Origin of the sequence: Nakamurella leprariae (assembly GCF_016918035.1) — a bacterium.
Taxonomy (GTDB): domain Bacteria; phylum Actinomycetota; class Actinomycetes; order Mycobacteriales; family Nakamurellaceae; genus Nakamurella; species Nakamurella leprariae.
In genome coordinates this window covers 1-13,647 of the sequence record NZ_JAERWK010000004.1, presented here as the reverse complement: position 1 = coordinate 13,647, position 13,647 = coordinate 1, and the positions used below count along the sequence as shown (strand labels likewise).

The 13,647-nt window shown below is 72.0% G+C and carries 14 protein-coding genes; 13 read left to right on the top strand and 1 reads right to left on the bottom strand.

Going from position 1 to position 13,647, the window contains the following annotated elements; genetic code table 11:
* Positions 1–52 precede the first annotated feature (52 nt).
* From JL106_RS02770 to JL106_RS02720, 11 genes are all read left to right on the top strand, one after another.
* On the top strand, positions 53–823 hold the full coding sequence (locus tag JL106_RS02770; RefSeq protein WP_205259170.1) for a helix-turn-helix transcriptional regulator: 771 nt from the start codon (positions 53–55) through the stop codon (positions 821–823).
* Positions 823–2,286 (top strand): Fe-S cluster assembly protein SufB, encoded by a 1,464-nt coding sequence (gene sufB / locus JL106_RS02765; RefSeq protein WP_205259169.1) that lies wholly within the window; start codon positions 823–825, stop codon positions 2,284–2,286. The genes JL106_RS02770 and sufB overlap by 1 nt, the downstream gene beginning before the upstream one ends.
* Before the next feature lies 1 nt (position 2,287).
* Positions 2,288–3,532, top strand: coding sequence for a Fe-S cluster assembly protein SufD (gene sufD / locus JL106_RS02760; protein WP_328841094.1), 1,245 nt, complete (start codon positions 2,288–2,290; stop codon positions 3,530–3,532).
* Positions 3,533–3,600: 68 nt separating this feature from the next.
* The gene (sufC, locus tag JL106_RS02755; RefSeq protein ID WP_205259168.1) at positions 3,601–4,380 is read left to right on the top strand and encodes a Fe-S cluster assembly ATPase SufC; all 780 of its coding nucleotides are present in this window, start codon (positions 3,601–3,603) and stop codon (positions 4,378–4,380) included.
* A 2-nt stretch (positions 4,381–4,382) separates the two neighbouring features.
* A complete protein-coding gene (locus JL106_RS02750; RefSeq protein ID WP_236006639.1) occupies positions 4,383–5,735 on the top strand; it encodes a cysteine desulfurase in 1,353 nt (450 codons plus the stop codon).
* Between the two features lie 4 nt (positions 5,736–5,739).
* Complete coding sequence (sufU, locus tag JL106_RS02745) at positions 5,740–6,222, top strand: Fe-S cluster assembly sulfur transfer protein SufU (protein ID WP_205259167.1); 483 nt, start codon at positions 5,740–5,742, stop codon at positions 6,220–6,222.
* A gap of 5 nt (positions 6,223–6,227) precedes the next feature.
* Positions 6,228–6,665, top strand: a complete 438-nt coding sequence (locus JL106_RS02740; protein WP_236006641.1) for a metal-sulfur cluster assembly factor — start codon at positions 6,228–6,230, stop codon at positions 6,663–6,665.
* Between the two features lie 100 nt (positions 6,666–6,765).
* Entirely contained in the window at positions 6,766–7,404 is a 639-nt protein-coding gene (locus JL106_RS02735) for a molybdopterin-dependent oxidoreductase (RefSeq protein ID WP_205259165.1), read from the top strand.
* The gene (locus JL106_RS02730) at positions 7,397–8,125 is read left to right on the top strand and encodes an FAD-binding oxidoreductase (RefSeq protein WP_205259164.1); all 729 of its coding nucleotides are present in this window, start codon (positions 7,397–7,399) and stop codon (positions 8,123–8,125) included. The genes JL106_RS02735 and JL106_RS02730 overlap by 8 nt, the downstream gene beginning before the upstream one ends.
* A 10-nt stretch (positions 8,126–8,135) precedes the next feature.
* Entirely contained in the window at positions 8,136–9,731 is a 1,596-nt protein-coding gene (locus JL106_RS02725; protein WP_205259163.1) for a deoxyguanosinetriphosphate triphosphohydrolase family protein, read from the top strand.
* A gap of 1 nt (position 9,732) precedes the next feature.
* Positions 9,733–10,422, top strand: coding sequence for an acVLRF1 family peptidyl-tRNA hydrolase (locus JL106_RS02720; RefSeq protein ID WP_205259162.1), 690 nt, complete (start codon positions 9,733–9,735; stop codon positions 10,420–10,422).
* A 118-nt stretch (positions 10,423–10,540) separates the two neighbouring features.
* Here the strand turns inward: JL106_RS02720 and JL106_RS02715 are convergent, their stop codons facing one another.
* Positions 10,541–11,113, bottom strand: a complete 573-nt coding sequence (locus JL106_RS02715; RefSeq protein WP_205259161.1) for a hypothetical protein — start codon at positions 11,111–11,113, stop codon at positions 10,541–10,543.
* Between the two features lie 542 nt (positions 11,114–11,655).
* On the opposite strand from JL106_RS02715, the gene JL106_RS02710 reads away from it, so the two are divergent.
* Complete coding sequence (locus JL106_RS02710) at positions 11,656–12,615, top strand: hypothetical protein (protein ID WP_205259160.1); 960 nt, start codon at positions 11,656–11,658, stop codon at positions 12,613–12,615.
* Positions 12,616–12,712: 97 nt separating this feature from the next.
* Positions 12,713–13,552, top strand: a complete 840-nt coding sequence (locus JL106_RS02705; RefSeq protein WP_205259159.1) for an acetoacetate decarboxylase family protein — start codon at positions 12,713–12,715, stop codon at positions 13,550–13,552.
* Positions 13,553–13,647: the final 95 nt, after the last annotated feature.

The following is a 13,647-nucleotide window of genomic DNA, read 5'->3' as shown; positions in this document are numbered from 1 at the left end:
CTGTCCGGACGTCGATCCGGACTCCGGTGTGCGCGCGCACTCGGGGAGCGCCATGCCCGCCGAGGGTCGCACCCGGGATGCCGTCATCCGTCTGCTCATGGCCGACGGCCCGCTGACTGCGGCCGACCTGGCCCGGCGGCTGGGTCTGACCAGCGCGGGCGTCCGGCGCCACCTGGATCAGCTCATCGAGGACGGCTCGGTGACCTCGCGGGCGGCCGGCGGGCCGTCGCGGTCCCGAGGACGGGGCCGCCCCGCCCGCGCGTTCCTGCTCACCGAGGCGGGCCGGGCTCGGCTGCCGCACTCCTACGACACGGTTGCCGTCGAGGCGCTGCGCTTCCTGGGTGAGCAGGTCGGCCCAGAGGCGCTGGAGCGGTTCGCCCGGCAGCGGGCCGAGACGATGCTGGCTCCGTACCGCGAGGCGCTCACCGACGCGCCCGACGTCACCGCCAAGCTCGAGGTGCTGGGCCGGGCGTTCACCGACGCCGGGTTCGCCGCCTCGGTGCAGGAGATGGCCGGCGCGCAGGCCGCGATCGGTCGCGCCGGCGCCGGCCGGCAGCTCTGCCTGCACCACTGCCCGGTGGCCTCGGTGGCCGCCGAGTTCCCGCAGTTGTGCCACGAGGAATTGGCCGTGGTGACCGAGGCGTTGGGAACGTACGCACAGCGGGTGGCCACGATCGCCCGCGGTGACTCCTTCTGCACCACGTTCATCCCGGTCGGCGCGCTCGGCGCCGGCCCGCCCAGCACGGCCGGCACCCTCAGCACTGCCACCCCGAACACCCCCAGTACCGCCGCACCGAGTTCGTCCGATGGAAGGACCTGTTGATGACGACTGCGCCAGAACGGCTGGACGTCCTGCCCGAGAGTGCCGATGGTCGACCGCTGACCCAGGCCGAGACCATCGACACCCTGGGTCGGTACGCCTTCGGCTGGGCCGACACCGACACCGCCGGAGCCAGCGCGCGGCGCGGGCTCTCCGACGAGGTGGTCGCCGACATCTCGGCCAAGAAGTCCGAGCCGCAGTGGATGCTGGAGCGCCGCCTCAAGGCCCTGCAGATCTTCGACCGGCAGCCGATGCCCACCTGGGGCGCGGACCTGTCGGGCATCGACTTCGACAACATCAAGTACTTCGTGCGGTCGACCGAGCAGCAGGCCACCTCGTGGGAGGAGCTGCCCGAGGACATCAAGAACACGTACGACCGGCTGGGCATCCCGGAGGCCGAGAAGCAGCGCCTCGTCGCGGGTGTCGCCGCGCAGTACGAGTCCGAGGTCGTCTACCACAAGATCCGCGAGGATCTCGAGGAGCAGGGCGTCATCTTCCTGGACACCGACACGGCGCTCAAGGAGCACCCGGAGCTGTTCGGTGAGTACTTCGGCACCGTGATCCCGTCCGGGGACAACAAGTTCGCCGCGCTGAACACTGCGGTGTGGTCGGGTGGCTCGTTCGTCTACGTCCCCAAGGGCGTGCACGTGGAGATCCCGCTGCAGGCCTACTTCCGGATCAACACCGAGAACATGGGTCAGTTCGAGCGGACGCTGATCATCGTCGACGAGGACGCCTACGTGCACTACGTCGAGGGGTGCACCGCGCCGATCTACAAGTCGGACTCGCTGCACTCCGCGGTGGTCGAGATCATCGTGCGCAAGGGTGGTCGGTGCCGGTACACGACCATCCAGAACTGGTCGAACAACGTCTACAACCTGGTCACCAAGCGGGCCAAGGCCGAGGCGGGCGCGACCATGGAATGGGTCGACGGCAACATCGGCTCCAAGGTCACCATGAAGTACCCGGCGGTCTGGATGACCGGCGAGCACGCCAAGGGCGAGGTCATGTCCATCGCCTTCGCGGGTGAGGGCCAGCACCAGGACACCGGCGCCAAGATGCTGCACCTGGCGCCGCACACCAGCTCGACGATCATCTCGAAGTCGGTGTCGCGCGGCGGCGGTCGCACCTCCTACCGCGGCCTGGTCCAGGTGAACCCGGGCAACCACCACAGCAAGTCGACGGTGAAGTGTGACGCGCTGCTGGTCGACACCATCTCCCGCACCGACACCTACCCGTACGTCGACGTCCGCGAGGACGACGTGGCCATGGGCCACGAGGCGACGGTGTCCAAGGTCAGTGAGGAGCAGCTGTTCTACCTGATGAGCCGCGGCCTGACCGAGGACGAGGCCATGGCCATGATCGTCCGCGGGTTCGTCGAGCCCATCGCCCGTGAGCTGCCGATGGAGTACGCCCTCGAGCTCAACCGCCTGATCGAACTGCAGATGGAAGGAGCGGTGGGCTGACGTGGCCACCGGTGCACTTGATCTCGAGGCCGGGACCCAGTCCGGCCAGCCGACCGGCCAGCACGGCCTGACCGCCCACTCGCACGGTGGCGAGGGACTGGCCTCGCAGCACCCGGGCGAGCGGCAGTCGCCGGGCACCCAGGTCCGTTCCGGCGTGGCCGCCGACCACCCGGTCACCACCGGCAAGGAGGAGGCGTGGCGGTTCACCCCGCTGCGCCGCCTCCGCGGTCTGCACGATGACGCCCCGCTGGACGGCGTCCCGCTGACCGTCTCCGCGACCGCCCCGGACGGCGTCACCGTCAGCGAGCTGACCGGTGCGGCGGCCCGCGAGATCCGAGGCGTGTCCGGGTATCTGCCCACCGAGCGGGTCGAGGCCCGGGCCTTCGAGTCCGCCCCGCGCAGCGTGCTCGTCGACGTGCCGGCGCAGACCGAGCTGACCGAGCCGGTGCGCATCGCGCTGGTCGGCCAGGCCGGTGAGGCGGCCACGGCCAACCACCTGCTGATCCGGATCGGCGCGCAGGCCACGGCCCAGGTCGTGCTGACCTCCACCGGCAGCGCCACCCTCACCGACATCGTCGAGATCGTCGTCGGCGAGGGCGCGCACGCCACCGTGGCCGTGCTCGGCGAGTGGTCGTCCGACACCGTCGCGGTGTCCCGCCACCACATCCAGGTGGGTCGGGACGCCACGGTCAAGCACGTGGCGCTCGCCTTCGGCGGCGACCTGACCCGGCTGTACACGTCGGTCGACTACACCGGCCCCGGTGGCGACGCCGAGCTGCTCGGCCTGTACTTCGCCGACGAGGGGCAGCACCTGGAGCACCGGCTGATGGTGCGCCACACCGCGCCGCACTGCCGGTCCAACGTGCTCTACAAGGGCGCCCTGCAGGGCAAGTCGGCGCACACCGTCTGGGTGGGCGACGTCGCCATCGAGCGCACGGCCGAGGGCACCGACACCTACGAGCTGAACCGGAACCTGCTGCTGACCCGCGGCGCCCGGGCCGACTCGGTGCCGAACCTCGAGATCGAGACCGGCGAGATCGTCGGCGCCGGCCACGCCAGCGCCACCGGCCGGTTCGACGACGAGCAGCTGTTCTACCTGCTGTCCCGGGGCATCCCGGAGGCCACCGCCCGCCGGCTGGTCGTTCGGGGCTTCTTCGGCGAGGTGCTGCAGCGTATCGGCGTGCCGGTGCTGGTCGAGCGCGCGACCGAGATCATCGAGCAGGAACTGGCTGTCACCGGCGCCTGAGCCTGCATCTCCCATCCTGAGCTCGCGAGACAGCCCGAGCTCGACAGACAGAAGGACACGCACACCCCATGGCAACCCTGGAGATCCGCGATCTGCACGTGAACGTGCTGACCGACGACGCGCCCAAGGAGATCCTCCGCGGCGTCGACCTGACCATCGCGGGCAACGAGACCCACGCCATCATGGGCCCGAACGGCTCCGGCAAGTCGACGCTGGCCTACTCGCTGGCCGGTCACCCGAAGTACCAGGTCACCTCGGGCACCGTCACCCTGGACGGCGAGGACGTGCTGGCCATGACCGTGGACGAGCGCGCCCGCGCCGGCCTGTTCCTGGCCATGCAGTACCCGGTCGAGGTGCCCGGCGTCTCCACCTCCAACTTCCTGCGCACCGCGGCCACCGCCGTGCGCGGCCAGGCCCCGGCCATCCGGACCTGGGTCAAGGAGGTCAACGCCGCGATGGCCGACCTGGAGATCGACCCCGTGTTCTCCGAGCGCTCGGTGAACGAGGGCTTCTCCGGCGGTGAGAAGAAGCGGCACGAGATCCTGCAGCTGGCGCTGCTCAAGCCGAAGATCGCCGTGCTGGACGAGACCGACTCCGGCCTGGACGTCGACGCGCTGCGCATCGTCTCCGACGGCGTGAACCGCTACAAGGCCGCGTCGGCCGAGGCCGGTGAGGCGGTGGGCATCATGCTCATCACCCACTACACCCGGATCCTGCGCTACATCACTCCGGACCGCGTGCACGTCTTCGCCGGCGGTCGGGTCGTCGAGTCCGGCGGCCCCGAGCTGGCCGAGGAGCTGGAGACCAACGGCTACGTGCGGTTCACCGGCGTGGGGGCGGGAGCCTGAGCATGATGATCGGGGAGGCCACTGACACTGCGCCGGAGCAGCCGGGTGCGGCCCGGCTGCCGCTGGACGCCATCCGGGCCGACTTCCCGATCCTGGAGCGCACGGTCCGGGACGGGAAGGCGCTGGTGTACCTCGATTCCGGCGCCACCTCGCAGCGGCCGGTGACCGTGATCGACGCCGAGCAGGAGTTCATCACCACCGCGAACGCCGCGGTCCACCGTGGGGCGCATCAGCTCTCGGAGGAGGCCACGGACGCCTACGAGGGCGCCCGGGCCCGGATCGCGGCGTTCGTCGGGGCATCCCGCCCCGAGGAGGTGGTGTTCACCAAGAACGCCACCGAGGCGATCAACCTGGTCGCGTACTCGCTGTCCAACGCGACCTTCGCCGACCCGGCCGTTCAGCCGGGTGCGGCGCGGTTCCGGCTGGGACCCGGCGACGAGGTCGTCATCACCGAGATGGAACACCACGCGAACCTGGTGCCCTGGCAGGAGCTCTGCCGCCGCACCGGGGCGACGTTGAAGTGGTTCGGGGTGACCGACGACTTCCGGCTGGACCTGGCTGACCTCGACGAGGTGATCACCCCCCGGACCAAGGTGGTGGCCTTCACCCACCAGTCGAACGTGCTGGGCACCGTCAACCCCGTGCACGTGCTGGTCGCCGCGGCGCAGAAGGTCGGCGCCCTCACCGTGCTGGACGCCTGCCAGTCAGTGCCGCACCAGGCGGTCGACATCGCCGCGCTGGGCGTCGATTTCGCGGCGTTCTCGGGACACAAGATGCTCGGCCCGTCCGGCATCGGCGTGCTGGTCGGCCGGTACGAGCTGCTCGAGCAGATGCCGCCGTTCATCACCGGCGGCTCGATGATCTCCCAGGTCTTCATGGACCGGACCACCTACGCCGCGCCCCCGGCCCGGTTCGAGGCCGGCGTGCCGATGACCTCGCAGGCCGTCGGGCTGGGCGCGGCCGTGGACTACCTGTCCGACCTGGGCATGAAGGTGGTCGCCGACCACGAGCACGAGCTGACCGGGCTGGCCCTGGACAAGCTGTCCGCGCTCGGCGGGGTGCGCATCGTCGGCCCCTCCGACCTGACCGACCGCGGCGGTGCGGTGTCGTTCGTGGTCGACGGCGTGCACGCCCACGACGTCGGCCAGTTGCTGGACGACGAGGGCGTCGAGGTCCGGGTCGGGCACCACTGCGCCTGGCCACTGCACCGGCGGTTCGGCATCGCCGCGACGGTGCGGGCGTCGTTCTACCTGTACAACACCCCGGACGAGATCGACGCCCTGGTCGCCGCCGTGCGGAAGTGTCAGGAGTTCTTCGGCGTTGCACCTGCTGTCGGCGCGGCACGAGGAGCCTGAACGCATGCAGATGGAGCAGCTGTACCAGGAGATCATCCTGGACCACTACCGCACCCCGCACCACGCGGGCCTGCGGGACGGGGACGCCGAGGTGCACCACGTCAATCCCACCTGCGGGGACGAGGTGACGTTGCGGGTGCGCCTGGAGGGCACCGGTCCGGATGCGGTGGTGGGCGATGTGTCGTACGACGCGGTGGGATGTTCCATCTCGCAGGCGTCGACCTCCGTGCTCACCGACCTGGTCATCGGCAAGCCACTGCCCGAGGCCTTCACGGTGCTCGGCGAGTTCAACACCATGGTGACCAGCCGCGGCGCGGTGACCGGGGACGAGGACGTGCTCGGCGACGGCATCGCCTTCGCCGGCGTGGCCAAGTACCCGGCGCGGGTCAAGTGTGCGCTGCTGGGCTGGATGGCCTTCAAGGACGCCACCGCGCAGATCTCAGATCGGCAGGACTCGGCGCACACGCAGACGGGAGCACAGCGATGAGTGAGCTGACCGAGCAGGACCTCGACCCGACCACCGGCGCCCGGGCCGGCCGCAGCGCCGCGGACCTGGACGCGGGCGCGATCGCCGCGCCGGTCACGGCCGCCACCGACACCGCGCTGATCGGCGACATCGAGGAGGCCCTCAAGGACGTCGTCGATCCCGAGCTCGGCGTCAACATCGTCGATCTCGGGCTGGTCTACGACATGTCCGTCGAGCGCACCGATGCGGGCACCAACGCCACCATCGACATGACGCTGACCAGCGCGGCCTGCCCGCTCACCGACATGATCGAGGACCAGGTGTCGGCTGCGCTGACCGGTGGCCCGGACGGCGGCCTGGTCAACGACTTCGCCATCAACTGGGTCTGGCTGCCGCCGTGGGACGTCTCGCGCATCACCGACGACGGCCGCGAGCAGATGCGGGCGCTGGGCTTCAACATCTGAGCACCGATCCGGACGCCGCCGGTCCGAGGTCCGGCGGCGTCCGGCATGGTGTCCGGGTTCCGGTTCGGTCGTGGGCGCTGGGCGCCGTCTGGAGGGCATCATGAGTGGTCCCACCCGCGGGTTCCTGGGCCGATCCCGGCAGCCGCGCGATCCCCGGTTGCCGCCGGGGCAGTACGACACCGGCGCCGACTGGCCGGTGCTCACCGCCGAGGTGACGCCTCGGCTGGACCCGCAGCGCTGGTCGTTCACCATCGACGGCCTGGTGCAGCGGCCGACCACCTGGTCGTGGGACGAGCTGCATGCGCTGGCCGCGCACGACAGTGCCGCCGGGGGGCACCCGCCGGAGTACCGCGGCGACATCCACTGTGTGACCACCTGGTCCAAGCTCGGCACCTGGTTCGGTGGGATCAGCCTGGACACCCTGCTCGACGCGGCGGAGCCGCTGCTCGACCAGGGCTTCGTGCTGGCCACCTCGACCACCGGCTACACCACCAACCTGCCGCTGGCCGACGTGCGCGAGCACCGGGCCTGGCTGGCCTGGAGTCACGAGGGCAAGCCGTTGTCGGCCGACCACGGCGGACCGGTCCGGCTGCTGGTGCCGCACCTGTACTTCTGGAAGAGCGCCAAGTGGGTCACCCGGCTCACCGTGATGGACCACGACGAGGCCGGGTTCTGGGAGCGCAACGGCTACCACGACCGCGGCGACCCGTGGCTGGAACAGCGGTACCAGGGTGACTGACCCGCTGTTCGCCGCGAAGGCTCCGACTCCGGCCGGGGGCTGGCGGACCGCCACCGTCGCGCTCGTCGACCATCCGACCCCGCGCACCGTCCGGCTGCGCCTGGACGTGCCCGACCGGGTCGACCACCTGCCCGGGCAGCACTACGTGGTCCGGCTGACCGCCCCCGACGGTTACACCGCGCAGCGGTCGTACTCGGTGTCGTCCGCGCCGTCCGACGAGCTGCTCGAGCTGCTGGTGGAACGCTGGCCCGACGGCGAGGTGTCCTCGTACCTGGCCGACGATCTGCAGGTGGGGGACCGGCTGCAGGTCCGCGGACCCATCGGCGGCTGGTTCGTCTGGCGCGGCGACGATCCGGTACTGGTGGTCGGCGGGGGGACCGGGGTGGTCCCGCTCGTCGCGGTGTGGCGGCACTCGGTGCACCTGGGTCGCACCGACCTGGTGCGCGTCGTCGCCGCCGGGCGGACGCCGGCCGACCTGCCCTACGCCCAGGAGCTGACCGCGGCCGGCGCCCGGATGCTGTACTCCCGAACGGCCACCGCGACCCGGCCGGCCGCGCGGATCGGGCTGGACGACGTGGCCGACCTGGTCGCCGCCGATCCCGTGGCCACCGCGCTGGTGTGCGGCTCGGCCGGATTCGCCGAGACGGCCAGCCGACTGCTCGTCGACGCGGGCAAGCCGGTCGGCGCGGTGCGCGTCGAACGGTTCGGCCCCACCACGTAGGTTGACCGGCATGGATCCGCGCCTGTGCCGACGCGACGGCGCCGGTGAGGCCGAGGTTGGGGGTCTGGATCCGAGCGCCGAGCTCGCGGCCGCGACCGAGGGCGCCTTCCGGGTCGACCTGGAACGGATCCGGTTCTCCCCGTACTTCTCCCGTCTGGCGGCGGTCACCCAGGTGGTGTCCCGCGATGCCACCGGCCAGTCCGTGCACAACCGGCTCACCCACACCATGAAGGTGGTCGCGGTGGCGCGGGCCATCGCCACTTCGTTGCGTCAGGGACCGCACGCCGAGCTGCTGGACGAGCTGGGCGGCTGCGACCCGGTCGTGGTGCAGGCGGCGGCCAGCGCGCACGATCTGGGCCATCCACCGTTCGGCCACCTCGGCGAGGCCGTGCTGGACCGCATCGCCCGGTACCGGTTCGGCCTGGTCGACGGGTTCGAGGGCAACGCGCAGACCTTCCGCATCCTGGTCGCCCTGGACGTGCACGGCGACAACGACACCGACACCGGCACCGCTGGGCAGGGGCTCAACCTGACCGCCGCGGTGCGGGCCGCCGTGCTGAAGTACCCGTGGGCGCGGGTCGCCCGTCCGGCGCCGCACCCCAGTGCGCTGCCCGTCCCGCCGCGCGGCGGGGGAGCCGACCCGACCGAGCCGCCCGGCAGCGGATCGGCCAAGTACTCGGCCTACCTGCTGGATGCGGCCGAGATGGCGTCGGTGCTGGCCGCCTACCCGGCCGTGGGCCCGCTGCGGCAGACCCCCGAATGCGCGGTGATGGACGTCGCCGACGACATCGCCTACAGCCTGCATGATCTCGATGACTTCCACCGGGCCGGCGTGCTGCAGCACGCGAGCGTGGCCGCCGAGTTCCGCACCTGGCTGCGGCACCGGGACCGGTTGCGGGACTGGGGCGATGCCCAGTTGGCCGCCCAAGACCGACGCCCGGGCGCCGCTCTGGAGCTGCTGCGGCGTCGACTGCGCAGCAAGGACGACTGGATCTTCGACGACGACGCGTTCGAGGTGGCCGTCGGTCGGGTCGGCACCGATCTGGTGGACGGGCTGCTGGCCGTGCCGTTCGACGGGTCGCTGGCCGCGGAGCGGGCCATCGGGTCCTTCACCGGGAGCTGGATCGCCCACCTGCAGGAGTCGGTGACGGTGCAGGCCGACCCGCCGGTCCGGTCGGCGTTCGTCGGCCTGGACCGGCAGGCCTGGCACGAGGTGGCGGTGCTCAAGTTCGTGCACCAGCGCTTCGTGCTGGACCGGCCCGACCTGGCCATGTACCAGCGCGGGCAGCGGCAGATCCTGCAACGACTCACCGGTGAGCTGCACGAGTGGCTGACCGATCCGGTGGACGCCGGGCGGGCGCCACGCCGGCTGCTCGACCTGGTCGAGCTGGCCACGGCCGGCTACCACCGGCTGCGTGACCGGGAGCCGGAGCTGCTGGCCCGGCCCGACGGTGCGCTCCCGGACGACGCGGGCATCGCCGAACTGGGGCGCGGTCGCGGGATCATCGACTACGTCGCCTCGCTGACCGACGACCGCGCCATGGCCGCCGCCGGGGCGCTGGGCGGGCGGGCCGGGCAGCGCTGGGACGCCCAGCTGGGGACCTGAGATGAGCCGGGTGCGTCAGGCCGCGGGCGGCGGTCGGGTCGTCGAGGTGGAGCTCGCGCGGGTCCCCGCCTGGCTCAACCGGTTCGCCGGTCGCAACGACGGTCTGGCCGACGTGGTCGCCGATCCGCAGCGGGTGCTGGCGCTCGCCGTCGACGGCACCACCGCGTCGCTGGCCGTGCCGTTCCCGCCGATGGGCCTGGGCCCGGCCGACGCGCCGCTGGAGCCGGTCGAGGCACTGATCGCCCATCTCGAACGCTTCCGCACCGTCGGGGTGATCACGGTGCGCTCCGGCGCCCACTCGGTGGGCCTGGCCCGTGACATCGCCCGCGAGGCGACCGTGACCGGATCGTCCACCGACCGCGCGTACGTCCAGGGCCGGACCGCGGCAGGCGGCTGGTCGCAACAGCGGTACGCGCGCCGGCGGACCGGGCAGCGGCGCGAGGCGATGGCCGACACGGCCGACACGGTGGCCCGGCTCCTGGTGCCGGTGGCGCGCGAGCTGGACGCGCTGGTGACGGCAGGCGACACCAGTGCCGTCAGCGAGGTGCTGGCCGACCGGCGGCTCGCCCCGCTGCTCGGGCTGCCGCGCCGGCACTTCGCCGACATCCCGGAACCGCGGCGAGCGGTGCTGGACGAGGTCGCGGCGCGGGCCGGCACGGTCGAGATCACCGTGGTCGACCCGGTGCGCTGAGGCCGCGGAGCAACCCGTGGGGTCATGGAGCACAGACGCGCACCGTCCCGGTCCAGACACCTGTCGAGAGCACTGATGTCGATGACTGCCCGTTCCGAGCGTGTCCGATCGACAACGTTCAGAGGCCGTACCGTTGGGTCCGCCCGTCGGGCCAGGTCCCGGTGACGGCGACGGTGGTGCCGCAGGCAGCGATGACTCCGTCCCCGGCGGCCTGGAAGGTGCCCTCGTCCAGCGTCACCGTCACGGTGTCCGGGTACGCCACGACTCCGCACGTCCGGCCCGGCTCGGATCCGCTCGACCACAGCGCGAGACCGATCCGGGCGGCCTCGGGTCCGGGCGCGCACGCTGATCCACCGGTGTTGCTCCACGGCGGTGTCAGGTCGACGACGAGGCACACCTGGTCGGCGGCGGTGTGGGCCAACCAGACTGACCCACCCGGCCAGGATGCCAGCCGTCGGCTGTCGGAGATGCGTACGAGGTCCGGGTCCAGCAGCTCCGGGATGCGGTCGCCGGCGGTGGCCTGCCGGGCGAAGGTGCCGAACGCGGCCCGGGAGTCGACAGCGAGTGGCTCGGCCCTGGTCGCCGTGCCGGGCATCTCCACGGCGCAGCCGGCGGTCACCACCGCCAGCAGCACGGCTGCGCCGGCCACCGCTGCGGCACCGCCTCGTCGTCGGGACATGCGGGGGGACATGCGGGAAGTCTGTCGCAGCAACCGCGTCCGGCCTGGCCCCGGACCGGGTGATCGGGGTACCGTTCCCGGCCGTGATCAATCCTCTGCGGCCTCCGGCCGGATCGGATCAGCGCGCCACCGTCTGAGGTGGGCCCCCGACGACCCCTGCGACCGGGCGCGATCGTCCCGGTCGGCAGCGACGAACTCTGGATCTTCGACTCCTGGCAGCCCGTGGCCGCGGTGCTCGATCGCGCCGACGGATCCCTGCGCACCCACGTCAGTTGGGCGGAGCTGCCCCGCCGGGTGGTTGGCGGATCGCCGGGCGCGACGACACAGTCTGGCTGCAGGCGGCCTCCGGCGGCGCCCTGGTCCGGTTGGACAGCAACGGCATCCGCAGTGCCCATTGGACGGACCATCGACAGCTGGTGGCCGCCGGTCCCGCCGGCGTCTGGTGCACCGCCTCGGCACCACGCCAGGATCTCGCCGACCTCGCAACGGTACCGCCTCGTGGGGGGACCCGGCCGCCAGGCGGGCTCAGGCTCATCCGTCCCGACGACACCCGGGTGGACGTCCAGCTCCCCGGACTGCCGCGGTCGATCCGACCGGTGGGCACCGGCGTCGACATCCAGCTCGACGTGCCGCCGTGGCACCGCCGTCCGCTGCACACGACGCCGCGGATCGTCGACGGCGTCGAGCTCGGCACCTGGGAACTGGTGTGGTCGAGCAGGACCGTGCATGTCGGCGAAGACGGGGAAGTGGCCGACGCGGTCGGACCTGCGCCGGTCGGTCCTCAGGCCGCTCGCGGACGCTGGCAGCACGTGCCCGATTCCGGCTTCCCGTGGCTGGACGCCCACTGGCTCGAAGGACCGCCGATCCAGCCGCCGCCGTGGTCGGCCGGCTGGGTGCGCGGCGGCCCGCGGCGTCGGATCTGGGATCGGCCGGTGCTGGTCATCGGTCGTGACCCGGCCACGGGCATCAGCCGGCCGTTCATCGACGTCGGGTCTGGCTCGCCCGGGTGCCGGGGCGCCGACGGGGAGGACTTCTGGCTCGTCGTCGACCGCGAAGTGGACCGGACGCCTTCACGGCTCCGGTCCGAACTGATCCGGGTCGCGGGCAGCACCGGAACCTGGTCGGTGCTGGCCGACCTGTCGACCATCGACCTGGGCGGCCACGGTTGGCCGTTGGGCTCCCGTCCGGTGGACGCGGCGTCGTACGAACGGGCGGCATTGGAGGAGTTCGGGTCGGCCGCCCAGTACTGGCGCTCCGAGGGGAAGCACCGGCCGCTGGTCGACGACCTGACCGACGTCCGGGCCGAACTGCTGGGTACCTGGCCGGACACCGTGGTGCGGCTGTCGTTCGCACTGGGCCGCACCCCGGGCCGGCGGTACGTGCACGCCCGGGAGGTGTGGGGGGAGCGGGGAGAGCCGGCGCTCGGCGAGTACGACCTCCTCTTCCTGCACGAGCGCCTGTCGACCGGGATGACGGACGTGCGCGAGGGGTCGGACGGCGAGCTCCTGGTCTGAACCACCGTCAGATGACCCTGGCCTCGCTGTTCGTGCCACGCGTAGCATCCGCACGGACCGGGGGCGACGAGGCCGCCGGCGGACCGGAGGTCACCACATGGCGAACCCCACCACTTCTGATCTCGAGCCCGCATCGCAGTCCACTGACGGGGGAGCGGCCGCCGACCCTCGTGTCGACGTGTCGGCTCCCGGCTTCCGCGGGCTGCCCTTCCTCGCGCCGCTGTACGGCCCAGGCCCGTACGACTACACCAACGGCATGGTCGCGATGGTCAACTACACCGTGACCCGCGAGTCCCTGCTCGAGGTGTTGCCGCGCGAGCTCGAGCCGCTCGGCGAGCCGACGGTGTCGATGACGTTCTTCATCTGGCCGGAGTGCACCGGCATGGGCCCGCACAACTTCTCCATGCCGGTCATCCCCGTCGTCTACGGCAAGGGCACCTCGGCCGAGATGAACGGCTCCTGGGTCCCCTACCTGTACACCTCGACCGACGCCAGCCTGGCCTGCTACCGCGAGGTCCAGGGCTGGCCGGCCGTGCTGGCCGATGTGCAGATGACCTTCGCCCGGCACGGGAACACCAACACCATCCGCGCCAAGGTGAGCCGCGGCGGCCGGACGGTCATCGCCGCCGAGGCCCAGGTCGGCGGCGAGCCGTTCGACAACACCGGCGGACCGGGCCTCCCGATCATCCTGTACAAGGAGATCCCGTCGCTGGACACCACCGGCACCGACGTGGCCACCTACATCACGTCGATGTCCAAGTTCACCCGGGTCAACTGGCAGGCCGGCGAGGGCGCGATCTCGTTCCCCGATCCCGGCCCGAACGACCCGATCTCCCGGCTGGTGCCGCAGCAGTACCTGGGCACCATCGCCGGCACGCTGGACGATCACTACCCGGAGTCCATCCGGGTGCTCGACCCGGTCCCGGCGCAATCCTGACCGACCGTCGCGACACGGCGGCGCCGACCGGTCGCTGGCCGGTCGGCGCCGGCCCGCGGCAGCCCCGGCGCACCCCCCCGAGCACCCCGGACGGC